The 16650-nt window shown below is 51.2% G+C and carries 16 protein-coding genes and 2 pseudogenes; 12 read left to right on the top strand and 6 right to left on the bottom strand.

Annotation, left to right across the window (positions count from 1 at the left end):
* The first annotated feature begins 4 nt into the window (after positions 1-4).
* Together HVY19_RS10575 and HVY19_RS10570 are read left to right on the top strand one after the other, a co-directional pair.
* Positions 5-1084: an ABC transporter ATP-binding protein gene (locus tag HVY19_RS10575; protein WP_181680564.1), complete on the top strand. Its 1080-nt coding sequence runs from the start codon at positions 5-7 to the stop codon at positions 1082-1084.
* 75 nt (positions 1085-1159) lie between these two features.
* Complete coding sequence (locus HVY19_RS10570; protein ID WP_181680563.1) at positions 1160-2065, top strand: OmpG family monomeric porin; 906 nt, start codon at positions 1160-1162, stop codon at positions 2063-2065.
* Between the two features lie 81 nt (positions 2066-2146).
* Here HVY19_RS10570 and HVY19_RS10565 read toward each other — a convergent pair whose 3' ends face one another.
* Positions 2147-3157, bottom strand: coding sequence for a LacI family DNA-binding transcriptional regulator (locus HVY19_RS10565; RefSeq protein ID WP_181680562.1), 1011 nt, complete (start codon positions 3155-3157; stop codon positions 2147-2149).
* A gap of 650 nt (positions 3158-3807) precedes the next feature.
* On the opposite strand from HVY19_RS10565, the gene HVY19_RS10560 reads away from it, so the two are divergent.
* From HVY19_RS10560 to HVY19_RS10540, 5 genes and pseudogenes are all read left to right on the top strand, one after another.
* Positions 3808-4143: a DcrB-related protein gene (locus tag HVY19_RS10560; protein ID WP_181680561.1), complete on the top strand. Its 336-nt coding sequence runs from the start codon at positions 3808-3810 to the stop codon at positions 4141-4143.
* A gap of 5 nt (positions 4144-4148) precedes the next feature.
* Positions 4149-6716 (top strand): DUF6531 domain-containing protein, encoded by a 2568-nt coding sequence (locus HVY19_RS10555; protein ID WP_181680560.1) that lies wholly within the window; start codon positions 4149-4151, stop codon positions 6714-6716.
* Positions 6717-6723: 7 nt separating this feature from the next.
* Positions 6724-7254, top strand: a complete 531-nt coding sequence (locus HVY19_RS10550; protein ID WP_181680559.1) for a hypothetical protein — start codon at positions 6724-6726, stop codon at positions 7252-7254.
* Complete coding sequence (locus tag HVY19_RS10545; RefSeq protein WP_181680558.1) at positions 7203-7586, top strand: RHS domain-containing protein; 384 nt, start codon at positions 7203-7205, stop codon at positions 7584-7586. Before HVY19_RS10550 ends, HVY19_RS10545 begins: the two co-directional genes overlap by 52 nt.
* Positions 7587-7628: 42 nt before the next feature.
* Positions 7629-7745, top strand: a pseudogene (locus HVY19_RS10540) (transposase); the annotation flags it as partial.
* Between the two features lie 161 nt (positions 7746-7906).
* Here the strand turns inward: HVY19_RS10540 and HVY19_RS10535 are convergent.
* Positions 7907-8929: an IS110 family transposase gene (locus tag HVY19_RS10535; RefSeq protein WP_181680557.1), complete on the bottom strand. Its 1023-nt coding sequence runs from the start codon at positions 8927-8929 to the stop codon at positions 7907-7909.
* A 66-nt stretch (positions 8930-8995) separates the two neighbouring features.
* Between HVY19_RS10535 and HVY19_RS10530 the strand changes: the two are divergent.
* Positions 8996-9990 (top strand): annotated as a pseudogene (locus HVY19_RS10530) (IS3 family transposase); the annotation flags it as partial.
* 99 nt (positions 9991-10089) lie between these two features.
* Here the strand turns inward: HVY19_RS10530 and HVY19_RS10525 are convergent.
* Positions 10090-10434, bottom strand: coding sequence for a DUF1294 domain-containing protein (locus HVY19_RS10525; protein ID WP_181684261.1), 345 nt, complete (start codon positions 10432-10434; stop codon positions 10090-10092).
* A 271-nt stretch (positions 10435-10705) separates the two neighbouring features.
* Here HVY19_RS10525 and HVY19_RS10520 point away from each other — a divergent pair, with 271 nt between their 5' ends.
* On the top strand, positions 10706-11020 hold the full coding sequence (locus HVY19_RS10520; RefSeq protein WP_181680556.1) for a PTS cellobiose transporter subunit IIB: 315 nt from the start codon (positions 10706-10708) through the stop codon (positions 11018-11020).
* Positions 11021-11069: 49 nt separating this feature from the next.
* Here the strand turns inward: HVY19_RS10520 and HVY19_RS10515 are convergent, their stop codons facing one another.
* The gene (locus tag HVY19_RS10515; protein ID WP_181680555.1) at positions 11070-11294 is read right to left on the bottom strand and encodes a DUF1272 domain-containing protein; all 225 of its coding nucleotides are present in this window, start codon (positions 11292-11294) and stop codon (positions 11070-11072) included.
* A gap of 38 nt (positions 11295-11332) precedes the next feature.
* Between HVY19_RS10515 and HVY19_RS10510 the strand changes: the two genes are divergently transcribed.
* Positions 11333-12199 carry an alpha/beta hydrolase gene (locus HVY19_RS10510; protein ID WP_181680554.1) on the top strand — a complete coding sequence of 289 codons (867 nt, stop codon included), beginning with the start codon at positions 11333-11335 and terminating at the stop codon, positions 12197-12199.
* Positions 12200-12258: 59 nt separating this feature from the next.
* Here the strand turns inward: HVY19_RS10510 and HVY19_RS10505 are convergent, their stop codons facing one another.
* Both HVY19_RS10505 and HVY19_RS10500 read right to left on the bottom strand, forming a co-directional pair.
* Entirely contained in the window at positions 12259-12975 is a 717-nt protein-coding gene (locus HVY19_RS10505) for a YebC/PmpR family DNA-binding transcriptional regulator (RefSeq protein WP_181680553.1), read from the bottom strand.
* A gap of 364 nt (positions 12976-13339) precedes the next feature.
* Positions 13340-13852, bottom strand: coding sequence for a GNAT family N-acetyltransferase (locus HVY19_RS10500; RefSeq protein WP_181680552.1), 513 nt, complete (start codon positions 13850-13852; stop codon positions 13340-13342).
* Between the two features lie 208 nt (positions 13853-14060).
* Between HVY19_RS10500 and HVY19_RS10495 the strand changes: the two genes are divergently transcribed.
* Complete coding sequence (locus HVY19_RS10495; RefSeq protein WP_181684260.1) at positions 14061-15458, top strand: YcjX family protein; 1398 nt, start codon at positions 14061-14063, stop codon at positions 15456-15458.
* Positions 15455-16516, top strand: coding sequence for a YcjF family protein (locus tag HVY19_RS10490; protein WP_181680551.1), 1062 nt, complete (start codon positions 15455-15457; stop codon positions 16514-16516). The genes HVY19_RS10495 and HVY19_RS10490 overlap by 4 nt, the downstream gene beginning before the upstream one ends.
* Positions 16517-16650: the final 134 nt, after the last annotated feature.

Below are 16650 nucleotides of genomic sequence, written 5' to 3'. Positions count from 1 at the left end.
CAACATGGCACAGCTCTCGTTGCAGCATATCCAGAAAATTTACGACAACCAGGTTCATGTCGTGAAAGACTTCAACCTGGAGATAGAAGACAAAGAGTTCATCGTTTTCGTCGGCCCGTCAGGTTGCGGTAAATCGACCACGCTGCGCATGATTGCCGGTCTGGAAGAGATCAGCGCCGGCGATCTGCTGATCGACGGCAAACGGATGAACGACGTCCCGGCGAAGGCGCGTAATATCGCGATGGTATTTCAGAACTACGCGCTGTACCCGCATATGACCGTTTACGACAACATGGCGTTCGGTCTGAAGATGCAAAAGATCGACGTAAAAATTATCGACGAACGCGTCAATTGGGCAGCGCAAATTCTGGGGTTACGCGAGTACCTGAAGCGTAAACCGGGGGCATTGTCTGGTGGTCAACGTCAGCGCGTGGCGCTGGGGCGCGCCATCGTGCGCGAAGCGGGCGTGTTTTTGATGGACGAACCGCTTTCGAACCTCGATGCAAAACTGCGCGTCCAGATGCGCGCGGAAATCAGCAAACTGCATCAAAAGCTGAACACCACCATGATTTACGTCACTCACGATCAGACCGAAGCAATGACCATGGCAACGCGGATCGTGATCATGAAAGACGGCATTGTTCAGCAGGTTGGGGCACCAAAACAGGTGTATAACCAGCCGGCAAATATGTTCGTCGCCGGTTTTATCGGTTCTCCGGCAATGAATTTTATTCGCGGCGCGATCGACGGAAATAAGTTTGTTACCGAAACGCTTAAATTAACGATTCCGGAAGATAAGTTAGCGGTATTAAAAGCGAAGGGATACGAGCATAAAGCGATCGTTATGGGGATCCGTCCCGAGGATATTCATCCTGATTCAAACAATGAAAATAGCGTGGCGGCAAAAATCAGCGTCGCGGAACTGACGGGCGCAGAATTTATGCTTTACACCACTATTGGGGGGCACGAGTTGGTGGTACGTGCCGGGGCCGTAAATGATTATCATGCAGGAGAAAATATCACCATTCATTTTGATATGGCGAAATGCCATTTCTTCGACGCAGAAACGGAATTTGCCATATAACAAAAAACTGACCGGGGAATGTTTTCCCCGGCACTAGCAGCATTTTATTTATCTGTATTTTAATAAGGAATAAAAATGAAAACCTTACTTTCCTCTACTGCGCTAATCATGTGCGCGGGGATGGCCTGCGCGCAGGCTGCTGAAAATAATGACTGGCATTTTAACATTGGCGCCATGTACGAAATAGAAAACGTCGAAGGCTATGGCGAAGATATGGACGGACTGGCCGAACCTTCTGTCTATTTTAATGCCGCCAATGGGCCATGGAGAATTTCTCTTGCCTACTACCAGGAAGGCCCGGTTGATTATAGCGCAGGTAAACGCGGCACCTGGTTCGATCGTCCCGAACTGGAGGTTCATTATCAGTTTCTGGAAAGCGATGATGTCAGTTTCGGCTTAACGGGTGGCTTTCGTAACTACGGCTACCATTATGTCGATGAACCTGGTAAAGACACGGCTAATATGCAGCGCTGGAAAGTGGCGCCGGACTGGAATGTTAAGCTGACGGACGACCTGCGGTTCGGCGGCTGGCTGTCTCTGTATCAGTTCGTCAACGACCTGAATACCACCGGCTATGCTGACAGTCGCGTTGAGACGGAAACCGGCTTTACCTACACCCTTAACGAGACGTTCTCCGCGGTAGCCAATTACTACCTTGAGCGCGGATTTAACCTCGACAAGTCGCGCAACAACGGTGAATTCTCTACTCAGGAAATTCGCGCGTATTTACCGATTGCGCTAGGGAACACCACGTTAACCCCGTACACACGTATTGGTCTTGACCGTTGGAGCAACTGGGACTGGCAGGATGATATCGAGCGTGAAGGACATGATTTTAATCGCTTGGGGATGTTGTATGCCTATGACTTCCAGAATGGTTTATCGATGACTCTCGAATATGCCTTTGAATGGGAAGATCATGATGAAGGTGAAAGCGATAAATTCCATTACGCGGGTGTCGGCGTGAACTACGCCTTTTAACTGTGGCGGGGCATAATTATGCCCCGTTATTCCTTCTGTGCCGCAGACCTGACCGGCGCAGCGCCATCAGGCAGTCAGGCATTACGCCAGCGACCCCGCCAGGCTAATGTGCGTACTAACAATCATGTTCTCCTGACCCGTTTTACCGCGAATCAGATTAAACAGCAGACCGCAGCTTGCCTCACCGAGTTCATGCGTCGGAATATCAATACCGCCAGGCGGTGGCGTTAAAATAAACGACAGCATTTCATTGCTATAGCCCACGACCGCGAGCTGTTCTGGAATCGCAATATTCAGTTCGGCAGCCGCACGATACAGACTCATCAGCTTTAAGCTATCTGTCGCAAATACTGCATCGGGTAATGGGCTCTGGCTTAGTAACTCTCTCGCCGCGCATAACGCGCTCTCGTGGGTATATCCACCGTCGATAATCCATTCCTGGCGTACGCTTAGCTGGTGCGCTGCCAGGCTGGCTTTATAACCGTTAACCCTGTCAACAGAAACATGATAATCCAGCGGTGCGTGCAAGCAGGCAATATGCTGATGTCCGCTATTGATTAAGGCATCGGTGAGGGCAATGCTGTCGCGGTAATTATCGGTATCAACAGAATAAACGTGATTGTATTCGCCTTCGACTTTGCCAATCACCACCACCGGAATATCGTACTTATCCAGTCGGGAAAAGAATGACTCATCGGCAGGCGAGCTAAGCATAATGATGCCCTTAATCATCTTTTGCTTAACTTTGTTTTCGCACTTCTGCAGGTCATCTTCGGTACTGCGCGAGGTTTGCAGAATAACGTCAAAACCTTCTTCTTCCGCTTTGGCCGTGATGGCATGGAGCACCTCGGAGAAGAAGGGATTGCCGGCGGTGGTTTTGGCCGAACGGGTCGATATCACCATGATGGCGTCGAAGCCGGAGGAGGTCAGGGCGCGAGCCAGTTTGTTAGGTTGATACTGCAACTCATCGATGGCCCGCAGCACCTTCTCCCGCGCTTCCGGCGAGATGTTGGTTTGCTTATTCAGCACGCGAGACACTGTCGATTTCGACACGCCCGCGACGCGAGCGATATCATAAATAGTGGGGGACATGAATCTGGAACTCCATCAGAGAGTTAATGGCACACATCTTATGGAGTTAACCGGCGGTTGACAACACAACAGGGTTGATTATCAACAGCCTGGCATGATTTTTTCAAAACGATCGTTCCTTTTTTCGGGTGAGTTTGGAAGCCCCTAACGTCGGATAGGCGGTCGTCTATTCTGAACACTTGACCGAGCTGTTACAGCAGTTCAGGCAATCCTCACCAGTAGATAAAAAGGACTTTTCAATTCACTGGGGAAATAAATATAGCTTTACCATGTTAAAAATATTTATTCGCCTCGTTCAATTATTCGCTATTGCTATCAATACCTGAGGGTGATGTGTGAATATAATTTCTAGCTCCAGGTTTATGAGTGTTTTTTTTGAGAATAAATTGGGCGAAAAATAATTTTTCAGGGTAAAGTAACGTGAAAGAAGTCACAGAAAGAACGCATTTAAATTAGATAATAAAATCATGCCGGTTTGTATTGTTAAGTCCAGGGTGTTAATAATGCAAAACACTGCGAGTGGGTATTTTATTGATTAGCTGAATGCTTTTTTATGCTTTTATTTACTCTTTAATATGAGTCAGGCATTTCTACTACCAATAAGAGTGGATTTGATCTCATTTCCGTTGAGATAAGGATGTTTTTATATCATGCCTGTACAAGGAACATGTGCTCACGGGCGTAGTCTGGATGATGAACTGGATGCCCAGTGGGAGCAGTTCAGGCCTTTGGCGGAAGATCTTGATATCACTTCCCGCGAGAATATTGTTCTGCCTGACGCGCCGGAACTCCCGGCCAGAGAAACCTGCTGTACCTGGCAACGCTCTGGTACAGTTTTCCACCAGTGGCAGCTGGCGTTATTACTGTCGGATGGTGTTTCACTACTGGTGATAACCCAGACTATCCCCGGATCGGTGAGTAGAAATGACCTGCTGTACCGCGATCGCCTGAAACAGGATCTTAAACTGTCTGTCCGGGGTGGGTGATCGCGATGGGAGACAATTTTGCCGCCCGTGTGAGTGATAAGATCATTCATACCAGTGCCCTGGCCGATATCGCTTCCGTTGCGTTTGAAGGTGTCGTTTATGCCGCCGCCGGTGCCATTGTGGCAGGCGTGGCTGTAGCTGCTGCGCCGGTACTGGCGGGAGCGGGTATGGCCGGGGCGGCAGCCACCGCCACAGCAGTAGGCAGCAGTTGTGCCGTCTCGGGCATGATCGCGGGTCTGATGATAAGCGCTGCCGGTCTGACGGAAACCATCAGCCAGGGCTGCAGCGACCTGGCGAATATGCTCTTCCCTCCGTCGCCTTCCGGTGTTATCAGCACCGGCTCCGAAAATGTCCTGACGAATAATCTTGCTGCCGCCCGGGCTGCGGGACGTCTGATGACCACGACGGAAAAAGCGGCGCAGGAAAAACTAAACGAAGAGCAGGAGAAGAAAGCGAAGTCCGTGTGGGACTACGCCGCGATGTTGCTCAGCGCCGGCGATACTCTGTTGTCTCAGCTGATTGATCCGACAGTGGAAGAGCCGTCAGCATCCGTGGTTCCGTCTGGTGTTGACAAAGTCATTTGCGACAGGCACTGGCCTGAACAGTATCTTGCTGAAGGCTCCGCTTCCGTTGCCATCAATGATTTACCCGCCGTCCGGGGCAAAGACAGGACCACCTGCGGCGCAACGGTCAGCACGGAAGTTTCTCCGGATGTCATTATCGGGGGACCTCCTCTGGTGGTCCGCCCGATAAAAAGCGGGAAACTGCCGGGGCTTGAACTCGTGACCATGGCGCTTTCTCTGCTGACGGGTAATCCCAGAAAAATAATCAAAGAGCTTCCCTGCATGCTGGCGATGGCGGGTGCAGGCATACTGGGCAGTAAGCTTGGCGACGCCGTCCAGGCAACGTCTTTCCCGGTTCATGCCGCCACGGGTGCCAAGGTTCTGGCGGATGAAGACGATCGGGATTTTTCACTACCGGCACGCTTCCCCCTCGTCTGGCAGCGGGTCTATAACAGTCGTAACCACCATGAAGGGCTCTCTGGCCCGGGATGGCGGACGGAATTCGAAACGTTTATCACTACAGAAGATGAACACTACTGCTTTCACGATCTGAGCGGAAGGGAGCTGCGTTTTGTACCGCCAGCTTCCGGCGTGCAGGATTTTTATGCGGATGAAGGACTGATTATCGCCCGTGGCGGAAAGGGGCAGGTCGTGATTGGTGATGCGGACGGCAGCGTCTGGCGACTGTATCTCCCTGAGCCGCGGGAGCCTGGCGTGCTGAAGCTGGCCAGCCTGAGTGACGAATACGGTAACGGACTGATGCTGACATATGATGCATCGGGACGTCTGTCGGCGCTGGCGGACACGGAAGAGACGCTTCGGGTGCGCCTGTACTATGAAGATCCCCGCCATCCGCAGCGTCTGACCCGCGTGACCGGACAGCATGAAGAGGAGGAGGCAGGGGAGCACCTGCTGGTGCAGTATCACTATGATGTTCACGGCTTCCTCACTGGCGTGGTTGACGCCTGTGACCGGGTCTGCCGCCGGTTTGAATGGACGCCGGAAGGGTTATTGTCGGCGCATCAGTTACCCGGGGGGCTGCGCTGTGAATACCGCTGGCAAAAGTCTGACGACTGGCGGGTGGTTGAACAGTTCACCAGTGCCGGTGAACACAGCGTGCTGAATTACGATCTGCAGGCGCAGACGACGACCGTCACCACGGAACAGGGATATACACGCCGGCATTACTGGAATGCGGAATTCCTGCCGGTCCGCTATACCGATGAGGCCGGGGGGGACTGGCATTATGTCTGGAACAGTCTGGGGCTGCTGGCGGAAAGTCGCGACCCGGAAGGTAACCGCTGGCGGTACTGTTATGACGCCGCAGGGAATCTGACAGAAGAATACGATCCGCCGGGAAATGTGACGCTGACGACGTGGCTGACGGAACGCGCACTCCCGTCCAGTGTAAAACTGCCGGGCGGAGGACTGTACCTTTATGGCTACGACAGATGTCACGGCCTGACGGAAATCGCCGGGCCGGAAGGAAAGTGTGAAAAACGGGAACGTGATGCCTGCGGGCAGGTTATCGCCGTGCAGGACGGCAGCGGCGCCGTTCTACAGCGTTTCAGTTATAACCGCCGCGGGCAGATTACGGAGGCGCTGGACTGTTCCGGTAACAGAACCTGTTACCACTATGATGAACGCTACCGGCTGGATGAAATTCGCGATGCGGCGGGTGAGTGCTGGCGCAGAAAATATGACCCGTCAGGGAACGTGCTGGAGATAAGTGGCGCGGAAGGCTGGTATGAGCGGGTGGAATACAATGAACGGGGCTTACCGGTGCGCCACCGTACGGCGGACGGAGCGGAGACGCGCTATGGCTATGACGGGACCGGCTGGCTGGTATACCGGCGCGACCCCCGCGGCGGGGTGGTTTCCCGCCATCGTGACAGCCGGGGACGGCTGGTCGGGTTATGTAACGAAAACGGCGAACGCTGGCAGTTTGTCCCGGGGCCGGACGGCCGTCTGCTTGAAGAGCGCGGGTTCGACGGGGCGCTGACCCGCTAACCGCACGGTGACCGGACTGCCCGACGGACGGAAGCTGAGAAACCATTACTACGGCAGCGGACACCTGCTGCAGACGGCGCTGGACGGCCTGGTGCTGTGCGAGTTCAGCCGCGACGCGCTGCACCGGGAAACCCGGCGTACGCAGGGGGCGCTGTTCAGCCTGCGGCGGTATGACCGCCTCGGCCGGGTGTCGGAGACCAGCGTACTGAGGGAAAGCCGCCCCCTGCGCGCTGAACGGGAATGGCGGCAGCAGTACGACATGCGGCACAACCTGGTGGAGAACCGGGAAATCACCGACCCGTGGCGGGAACGGCATTACCGTTACGACGAAGCCGGTCATCTGCGTGAGGCGCGACAGGGCGTGCTGCCGGCAGAGCAGTTTTACTGCGACCCGGCGGGAAACATCACGGAAAGTGAGGGGCCGGTGCGGCATAACCGGGTATCCGTTACCGTTACGATGCGCTGGGCCGGCGCACGGAAAAGCGGGTGGAAAGCTGGGTGCCGGGCGCGCTGCGCGACCTCGACCCGCCTGTCGTGAGCGGGACACGTTTTGTGTGGGAGGGATTACGGCTGCTGTCGGAGGAGCAGGACGGCAGGACAAGGCTGTATGTGTATGAGGACCAGAACAGCCACACGCCGCTGGTGAGGGTGGAGGGAAAGGGCAAGGAAACCCGTTACCGCTGGTATCACTGTCAGCCGAACGGCATGCCGGAGCGGCTGACGGATGAGAAGGGTGACATCCGCTGGGAGGGGGTGACGCGGGCATGGGGAGGCACAGCGCGGGAAGCCGGAGATGAGGAAGAGAACCTGCGTTTTCAGGGGCAGTACTTGACTGTAAGTATCCCGCATAATCGTGCCATTCACATTTAGAGATCCTCCGGCATAATCAATCTGCCAACAAAGGAGATCGCTATGCGTAAAGCCCGTTTTACTGAGCATCAGATCATTGCCGTAATTAAATCGGTTGAAGCCGGACGAACTGTTAAGGATGTCTGCCGGGTGGCCGGTATATCTGAAGCCACCTACTACATCTATCCGGCATCAGGAAAACCTGTGCCCAAATGGGTAATCCGCACACAATCGCCTCAACAACTGGACGGCCTCTGAGGCCAGTATAAAAATCAGGTTCCGATTGTGCAGGTGCAACCTGTCACCATTTCTCAGTACGCTGCAACTTTTGCTGACAGGGATTAACTTCCCACGGCCTGATATTCTGTATCATTTCTCAGCATCGACCAGATTATTCTCGCGTTTTTGTTAGCGACCGCCACGGTAGTTTTATTAAATCCGCGACGTTCCTTTAACTGGTTAACCCACTGATTCAGATATCCATCATTATTATTCGTGGCAACTCTGACGACAGCGCGGGCACCATGAATAAAAAGTGTCCGCAGATGCTTGTCGCCTTTTTTCGTCATATTCATGAGAACTTGCCTGTTGCCACTCGAGTGCTGGCGTGGAACCAGACCCAGCCATGCAGCAAAGTGACGACCATTCTTAAATTCAGTTCCTTTGCCAATCGCAGCAACAACGGCCGTGGCCGTTTTAGGGCCAATGCCTTTCACTTTGGCAATACGCTGACAGGCTTCTGATTGCCTGAATACTGTTTCAATTTCTTTATCAAAAAAATGAATACGACGCTCAAGATCGTTAAAGAGATCATAGAGCTCTGCAATCGTTCTGCGCATACGGGCGCTTAGCCCGTTTTCTGCATCTTCAAGGATCAGCGGAACGGCACGACGAACTCTTGAAACTGCCGCGCCGATAGTTATTCCCCGATCAAGCAGCAGTCCCCTGATTTGACAAACGGTCGCAGTGCGGTGATTAACAATACGCTGCCTTGCCCGGTGCAAAGCCTGGATATCCTGCTGTTCCGGGCTTTTTGGCGGCACGAACTGCATTGTCGGTTGCATCAGAGCCACTGCGATGGCCTGCGCATCATTACCGTCATTTTTTTGCCCACGGACAAAGGGCTTTACATACTGGGGGCTGATGACCTTTACGTTATGCCCCAGTTTTTCAAACTCACGCTGCCAGTAAAATGCCCCTGTGGATGCTTCGACACCAATCAGGCAGGCCGGAATATTCGCCACTGTCTGAAGTAATTCTTTTCGACCAGTGCGTTTTGAATAAACCGGCTTACCGGCCTGGTTTAGCCCACAAAGCTGAAAAACATTTTTAGCCAGATCGATACCCAGATATACGATATTCATGGTGATTCTCCTGCTGAGCACATTTCGTACAGTTAACCGCAGAGGAAGGAGGTAGTCCATCCCATTAACTGGAAGTCCAGATACGGCGGCATGGAGGCTTCTGATATTAAAAAGATCAAGGATCTTGAGGACGAGAATCGGCGTCTCAAACAGATGTTTGCCGACCTGAGCCTTGAGAACCGGGCGCTGAAAGACGTTATCGAAAAAAAGCTTTAAAACCAGCCTTTAAGCGTGAGCTGGTCACTCATCTGATAACGACATTTGGACTCAGTATCCGTCAGGCCTGCCGGAGTCTTAACCTGAGCAGAACGGTTTACCATTACCGTCCGGATACCACACGTGACGAACCCGTTATTGTCGCGTTGCAGGCAGTGGCAGAGCGATACCCACGGTACGGTTTTCCAAAACTTTTCCAGGTTCTGCGGCGGCAGGGATACCCGTGGAATCACAAAAGGATCCATCGTATTTATTGTCTGCTGAAACTGAATTTTCGCCGTAAAGGCAAACAACGGTTGCCAGTACGTAATCCCTCGCCACTGGCCACACCGGAAGCGCTGAACCAGAGCTGGTCTGTCGATTTTATGCATGATGCCCTGGTCTGTGGCCGTCGTTTTCGCACGTTCAATGTCGTTGATGACTTTAACCGTGAGGCGTTGTCGATTGAAATCGATCTGAATCTGCCAGCTCTTCGCGTCGTCCGGGTACTCGACAGGATCGCGGCAAATCGCGGCTATCCGGTCATGCTACGCATGGATAATGGTCCGGAATTTATCTCACTTGTACTTGCTGAATGGGCAGAGCAACATGCAGTAAAACTGGAATTTATTCAGCCGGGTAAGCCGACGCAGAACGCTTTTATTGAGCGCTTTAACCGAACATACCGTACAGAAATACTCGATTTTTATCTGTTCAGAACGCTGAATGAAGTGCGGGAAATCACGGAAAGATGGGTGTCAGAATATAACTGTGAACGCCCGCATGAATCACTGAACAATATGACGCCAGAGGAATATCGACAACACCATTATTTGGCCGGGATCTCAAAAAATGCCTGGAACTAAAACGGGTCTATTTACAAGTACGTGGTCAATTTCCTGTTATTGTCCATCAGGCTCCAGATACGCGATCAATGCGGAAGGTATTAAACATCAAGCCGTCCATCAGTGTTGTGTAAATGGTAAAAACTGATAAATCGCCACCATTGCTGAAATATTTAACACCACAGTGACGATAAAGTAGATTTTAAACGGCTGCTTTTGTGTTTTATGGCGAAAAAGTTGCTGACCCAAAATTGCACCAGGCCAACCACCCACAAGCCCAAACATGAGCAACGTAGATTCTGGTACTCTGCGCCAGGCTTTACGCGCGGCCATTTTGTCCAGTCCGTAAATTACCAGCGTCAGAACGTTGACAAGCAGGCACCCTATGACAATAGGGTGCGGCGTAAAAATGCTGCCGAGTACCGCGCAGGCGAGTAGTAAGTAACAAAAAATATTGAGATTCATATGAATAGCTGAAGCAATCGCCAGATCGTATAGAAGGGACATTATACGTAAAATCTCAGAATGCGGAACGCGGTAGTCCTGATAAGCGCAGCGCCATCAGACAACAGTTCGTCATCAGCCTCCGCGCCGTTACGATTTGCTCATGTTCCAGGGCTTTCGTGGCGTCGTTATTATATTAATCCTGCTAATAATTAACATCCAAACAAGACGTAGCGCTCATTTTATGTACTGCATGAGGAATATTCTGTGAACATTTCTCAGGGGGTAAAAAATGAAAAAGTTACTGATATGTTGTTTGTTCGGCAATACCGCAAATTCTCTCGCCAAAAAGATGCAGTTATTGGCAGATAAAAAGGGCGACCATCTGATTATCAGCGCAGTGGGACTGGATAATTTTGCCAGTGTGGCTCCCGCTTTTGATGGTTTTCTCATTACGCCACACATTCAATACAAGATGAGTGAAATTGAAGAAATTGTCGGAGACTCTCGTCCCATTGCCATCGTTGAAAGTCTACCCTTTGCGTCTCTCGACGCAGAAAAGGTATTAGCGTTTGTGAAAGAGCAAATGCCTGAACTGGTAGTCTGATGCAGAAGGCCGCATCTTCGGTGCGGCCTTCTTCTAATACGTAGCGCTATTACTTATAGCGGCGCAAAGTGGACGCAGGATGCCGCAAGAGAGCGGATTCTGGGCGTATTGGGCGCCGCACTAATTCACCCCCGCAGTTTGGGCACTTGCCGTTGAATTGAACTGTCACGCAATCAATACAAAAGGTACACTCGAACGAACAGATAAATGCCTTTTCTGATTCTGGCGGCAGATCTTGATCGCAGCATTCACAGTTAGGGCGAAGTTCGAGCATGGTGTTCTCCTGTTATTAAGAGGGCATGATGAGTTTAAATGAGTACGATCGACCTGTATCGCATACTCATTGCGTTAACGCGCATAATGAGCATGGTCTACTTACAGGAAAAATCGAGAGATTGCGCATTATCTGTCATTGGCGTCTATTGTGCGGTGCTTTATGGTCTGATAAAACAAAAAACTACTCATTCCATTTTGAAAACAAAGATGATTTCCATTCTCTCCTTCCAGGTACCGTTTCAGAACAAAATGATTTCAGCCGAAAGTACATTTGGGAACAATGGGCATGTATTGATGCTCCATGGTGGCGGTAAAGATCGGACGGTTTTCAATAAATATCGCGCGCTTCTTGATGCGTCAGGCATCGGAACGACGACATTTGACTTCATAGGCCACGGTGAAACGGGGGGAGAACTGCACGAATCCTCGCTATTTAGCCGTACGTTGCAGGCTGAGGCGGTGCTTGCCTCGCAGGAAATCGCTATCACAGGGTGTATGGGCGTAAGTATGGGAGCCTATAACGCACTTCAACTAACTAGAACGGTTCGGTTTCAGTCCCTGATCCTCATGGTACCCGGTGTCTACTCAATGCCTGCCTATAAGGTTAAGTTTGGCCCTGATTTTTCAGCAATCATACGTAAAGATCGAAATTGGGAACAAACGGATGCGTGGGATATTGCTGCGGAATTTACCGGAGATATACTTATTATTGCTGCCGAAAATGATTCAGTGATTCCTGCTGAGATACCCGAAAAACTGTTTTTCTCAGCGTCTCGCTGCCGTCAAAAAAAACTTATGCTTATTCCAGGTGCCGATCATAATACTGTCTGGGACAATTTAATGCTTTCAGACACGCTGTATGAAAATGTGCGTTCAGCTTTTGTGAAAACTCTAATCCACTGAGGTGAGGAGTTTATAATATAAAGGAATCTGCCGTAATGACAGATTCCTTTAATATATAATTAGAGATTTGCCACGTTATGATAGACTTTTTGAACATCTTCGTCATCTTCAAGGGCATCAACAAGACCCGCAAAGATTTCTAAATCTTCTGGTGAAAGTTCAACTTCTGATTGAGCAATCAATTCTAATTCTGTCGTTGAAAATTCAGTAATTCCAGCGGCTTTAAGCGCTGCAATTCCTTTATGAAGGTCTGTAGGTTCAGTATAAATAACGATGTTACCTTCTTCTTCGGTGACATCACGGACATCAACTTCAGCATCAAGCAAAATTTCAAAAATACGATCGGGGTCTGTGCCTTCAAATACAATCACCCCAGTATTGTCAAACATATAGCTGACAGCACCTGCCGCGCCGATATTTCCACCTTTTTTATTGAAAATTGTACGGACGTTAGCAATCGTACGGTTGACATTGGAAGTTAAGGTTTCAGCGATAACCATTGAACCACTGGGACCAAAGCCTTCGTAACGCCCGTGCACGAACGTTTCATCGCCGCCGCCTTTGGCTTTATCAATGGCTTTATCAATAACGTGTTTGGGAACTTGTGCTTGTTTCGCACGTTCAATAACGAATTTTAAAGCGGTGTTTAATTCAGGGTCTGGTTCACCTTGTTTAGCTGCAGCATAGATTTCCACACCGAATTTTGAATATACTTTAGACGTTGCACCGTCTTTAGCCGTTTTTTTGGCAACAATGTTGGCCCACTTACGTCCCACTGGAGTCATCTCCCCGAAAATTTATTTACATAATTGGCAGGTTAATTACCTGCGTATTTGCCAGTGATATTATATCATGATATGTAAATCTTCGTCTATGAAAAACAAAAACATCCCAATATTATGTGGTGTTACCTTAATATTTTAATTGTTAAGTTTTTGGGTGAATTATTTCTGAGTTTTCTGTTGGGTTTTCTTTTTTGATTCTTAATAATGTAAATCCAGCAATAATACATAAGACAAGAAAATGTGTTAATTCACACCAAAAGACCTACGAGCAACGTTGCCGCTGCACTTCGCTATGTTCGCTTCTGGCACAAACCGGCCAGAAAATAGCCTCCAGCCCACTTTACGCAAAACCCACTCAAATACGCATCCCCATAACCTTAAGTACACTTCGCTGGGATGCCGTCTCGAACACAACGTCCTTGATGAACTTCATACCTTGTTTTTCATAGAATCGATACGCACGTTCGTTCTGTTCCAGCACCTCCAGCCATAAAAAATCCTTCGTGTTGCTTCGGACGAGATCGATAACTCGACTGAACATCTGTTGGCCGTACTGTTGACTCGTACTCGTCGGAGCAAGGTATAGCTTGTTAAGAAGAACTCCGTGAAGAAGGGTATCAGGGATTGTCGCTTCCCATGTCAGTTTCACATAACCCAACGGCCGCGCAGTTTCTGCGATGTACCAGCTTGTATTTCCATCCATCAGGCTTTTCTCAAGCACAGAAAGTGAATATTCGCTCTTCAGGTAATCGTTCATTTCCGACACCGACTTCCACAAATGCTTAAAGTGCGCGGGATAGATGCTATTGCCAAGTGCATTGAGTAATACTGAATCGGCTAATGTTGCTTGTCGGATGTGCAACGTCATGGGGTAACCCTTACGTGTGAATAAAAGAAATTATATATTTAATAGCCATTATCCCTCAAAACTACCCGTTTGGAGCGAGCAACCCCAGCTTAACCTGGTATTTTAACATCTGTATCTACCGCCAAAGCGGTTGATTATCAACTCCCTGACCCCACATCATACGTATACGTTATAATTTTCTCTGGTCTTCAGGCATAACGGGATGGCGATGAAGAGACTCACCAACGAACTCAATGCGCTGGTTAATCGTGGGGTTGACCGGCATCTGCGCCTCGCGGTCACAGGCCTTAGCCGTAGCGGGAAAACGGCGTTTATCACCGCAATGGTTAATCAACTGCTGAATATCCACGCGGGTGCGAGACTGCCGCTGCTGAGCGCAGTGCGCGAGGAGCGCTTGCTCGGGGTAAAACGCGTCCCGCAGCGGGATTTCGGCATTCCTCGTTTTACATATGATGAAGGGCTGGCACAACTGTATGGCGACCCGCCAACCTGGCCAACACCCACACGCGGCGTCAGCGAAATACGTCTGGCGCTGCGGTACAAATCCAATGACTCACTGCTGCGTCACTTCAAAGAGACGTCCACGCTGTATCTGGAAATTGTCGATTATCCTGGTGAATGGTTGTTAGACCTGCCAATGCTGGCGCAGGACTATCTGAGCTGGTCCCGGCAGATGACCGGACTGTTAACCGGGCAGCGGGCGGAATGGTCGGCAAAATGGCGACAGCTCTCAGAGGGGTTGGACCCACTAGCGCCGGCAGACGAAAACCGGCTGGCGGACATAGCCGCCGCCTGGACAGACTACCTGCACCAGTGCAAACAACAGGGGCTGCACTTTATCCAGCCAGGACGCTTTGTTCTGCCTGGCGATATGGCAGGCGCACCGGCGCTGCAATTTTTCCCCTGGCCGGACGTCGACGCGTGGGGAGAATCGAAACTGGCGCAGGCAGATAAACATACCAACGCCGGAATGCTGCGTGAACGCTTTAACTACTATTGCGACAAGGTAGTTAAGGGGTTCTATAAGAACCATTTCCTGCGCTTTGATCGGCAGATTGTGCTGGTGGACTGCCTGCAACCGCTCAACAGCGGGCCACAGGCGTTCAATGATATGCGCCTGGCGCTAACCCAACTGATGCAAAGCTTCCATTATGGTCAGCGGACGCTGTTTCGCCGGCTGTTCTCTCCGGTCATTGATAAGCTGCTGTTCGCGGCTACCAAGGCCGATCACGTCACCATCGATCAACACGCCAACATGGTGTCGCTATTGCAACAGCTGATCCAGGATGCGTGGCAAAACGCCGCATTCGAAGGGATTAGTATGGATTGCCTGGGGCTGGCTTCCGTACAGGCCACCACCAGTGGGCTGATTGATGTCAATGGCGAGAAGATCCCGGCATTGCGTGGAAACCGCTTGAGCGATGGCACACCGCTGACGGTCTATCCCGGCGAAGTTCCTGCGCGGTTGCCAGGACAGGCATTCTGGGATAGCCAGGGCTTTCAGTTCGAGGCATTTCGTCCGCAAAAAATGGACGTCGACAAACCGTTGCCGCATATTCGCATCGATGCCGCGCTGGAGTTTTTAATAGGAGATAAATTGCGATGAGCGAGCCGTTAAAACCGCGCATTGATTTCGCCGGTCCGCTGGAGGTTGAGCAAAACCCGGCCTTTAAAGCACAGCAAACGTTCAACGATGCGCAAGCGCAGACTTTTGCACCCGCTCAAATTGATGAACCGCTGGAAGACGAAGGGCAGGCCGAAGCGGTGATCGATGCGGCGCTGCGTCCGAAGCGCAGTCTGTGGCGCAAAATGGTGATGGGCGGGCTGGCATTATTTGGTGCAAGCGTCGTGGGTCAGGGCGTTCAGTGGACAATGAACGCCTGGCAGACGCAGGACTGGGTCGCGCTGGGGGGATGTGCGGCGGGAGCGCTGATTATCGGTGCGGGCGTGGGGTCGGTAGCAACGGAGTGGCGTCGTTTATGGCGTCTGCGCCAGCGCGCGCACGAGCGTGATGAGGCCCGGGAACTGCTTCACAGCCATGGTGCCGGCAAAGGCCGCGCATTTTGCGAAAAACTTGCCCAGCAGGCGGGTATTGACCAATCGCATCCGGCCTTACAGCGTTGGTATGCTTCGATTCATGAAACGCAGAACGACCGCGAAGTCGTTGGCTTGTATGCGCATCTGGTTCAGCCGGTGTTGGATGCGCAGGCGCGGCGCGAGATTAGCCGGTCTGCTGCTGAGTCGACGTTAATGATTGCTGTCAGCCCGCTGGCGCTGGTGGATATGGCATTTATCGCCTGGCGCAATCTGCGGTTGATCAACCGCATTGCCACGCTTTATGGCATCGAACTGGGTTATTACAGCCGTCTGCGTCTGTTTCGCCTGGTGCTGCTTAATATCGCGTTTGCTGGCGCCAGTGAACTGGTGCGGGAAGTGGGAATGGACTGGATGTCACAGGATCTCGCGGCGCGCTTATCCACTCGCGCCGCGCAGGGGATCGGAGCTGGACTACTAACGGCGCGTCTGGGTATCAAAGCTATGGAACTCTGCCGTCCCTTGCCGTGGATTGATGATGACAAACCGCGGCTCGGCGATTTCCGCCGTCAGCTGATCGGTCAGGTCAAAGAAACCCTGCAAAAGAACACGCCACCGCGCGAAAAATAAACCAAAATGGGCGCTGACCGCGTAACTTTACGCCACAGTGCCCATTTTTCCGTCATGCTGTCAATATTTGTTGACAGAATCCTTCCTGACATTCCATTCATGGCTTATCATCTTATCTATAGTCCATTATTCAG

The organism is Citrobacter sp. RHB25-C09 (assembly GCF_013836145.1).
In the GTDB taxonomy this organism is placed as follows: Bacteria; Pseudomonadota; Gammaproteobacteria; order Enterobacterales; family Enterobacteriaceae; genus Citrobacter_A.
This window is presented reverse-complemented; position numbering and strand designations above follow the sequence as displayed.

Excerpts from the sequence above, each read along its gene's own strand:
- HVY19_RS10560 (WP_181680561.1), top strand. The coding sequence starts at position 3,808 with ATGCCTGTACAAGGAACATGTGCTCACGGGCGTAGTCTGGATGATGAA.
- HVY19_RS10565 (WP_181680562.1), bottom strand. The coding sequence starts at position 3,157 with ATGTCCCCCACTATTTATGATATCGCTCGCGTCGCGGGCGTGTCGAAA.
- HVY19_RS10535 (WP_181680557.1), bottom strand. The coding sequence starts at position 8,929 with ATGAATATCGTATATCTGGGTATCGATCTGGCTAAAAATGTTTTTCAG.
- HVY19_RS10570 (WP_181680563.1), top strand. The coding sequence starts at position 1,160 with ATGAAAACCTTACTTTCCTCTACTGCGCTAATCATGTGCGCGGGGATG.
- HVY19_RS10490 (WP_181680551.1), top strand. The coding sequence starts at position 15,455 with ATGAGCGAGCCGTTAAAACCGCGCATTGATTTCGCCGGTCCGCTGGAG.
- HVY19_RS10555 (WP_181680560.1), top strand. The coding sequence starts at position 4,149 with ATGGGAGACAATTTTGCCGCCCGTGTGAGTGATAAGATCATTCATACC.
- HVY19_RS10520 (WP_181680556.1), top strand. The coding sequence starts at position 10,706 with ATGAAAAAGTTACTGATATGTTGTTTGTTCGGCAATACCGCAAATTCT.
- HVY19_RS10495 (WP_181684260.1), top strand. The coding sequence starts at position 14,061 with ATGAAGAGACTCACCAACGAACTCAATGCGCTGGTTAATCGTGGGGTT.
- HVY19_RS10515 (WP_181680555.1), bottom strand. The coding sequence starts at position 11,294 with ATGCTCGAACTTCGCCCTAACTGTGAATGCTGCGATCAAGATCTGCCG.
- HVY19_RS10525 (WP_181684261.1), bottom strand. The coding sequence starts at position 10,434 with ATGAATCTCAATATTTTTTGTTACTTACTACTCGCCTGCGCGGTACTC.
- HVY19_RS10500 (WP_181680552.1), bottom strand. The coding sequence starts at position 13,852 with ATGACGTTGCACATCCGACAAGCAACATTAGCCGATTCAGTATTACTC.
- HVY19_RS10575 (WP_181680564.1), top strand. The coding sequence starts at position 5 with ATGGCACAGCTCTCGTTGCAGCATATCCAGAAAATTTACGACAACCAG.
- HVY19_RS10510 (WP_181680554.1), top strand. The coding sequence starts at position 11,333 with ATGAGTACGATCGACCTGTATCGCATACTCATTGCGTTAACGCGCATA.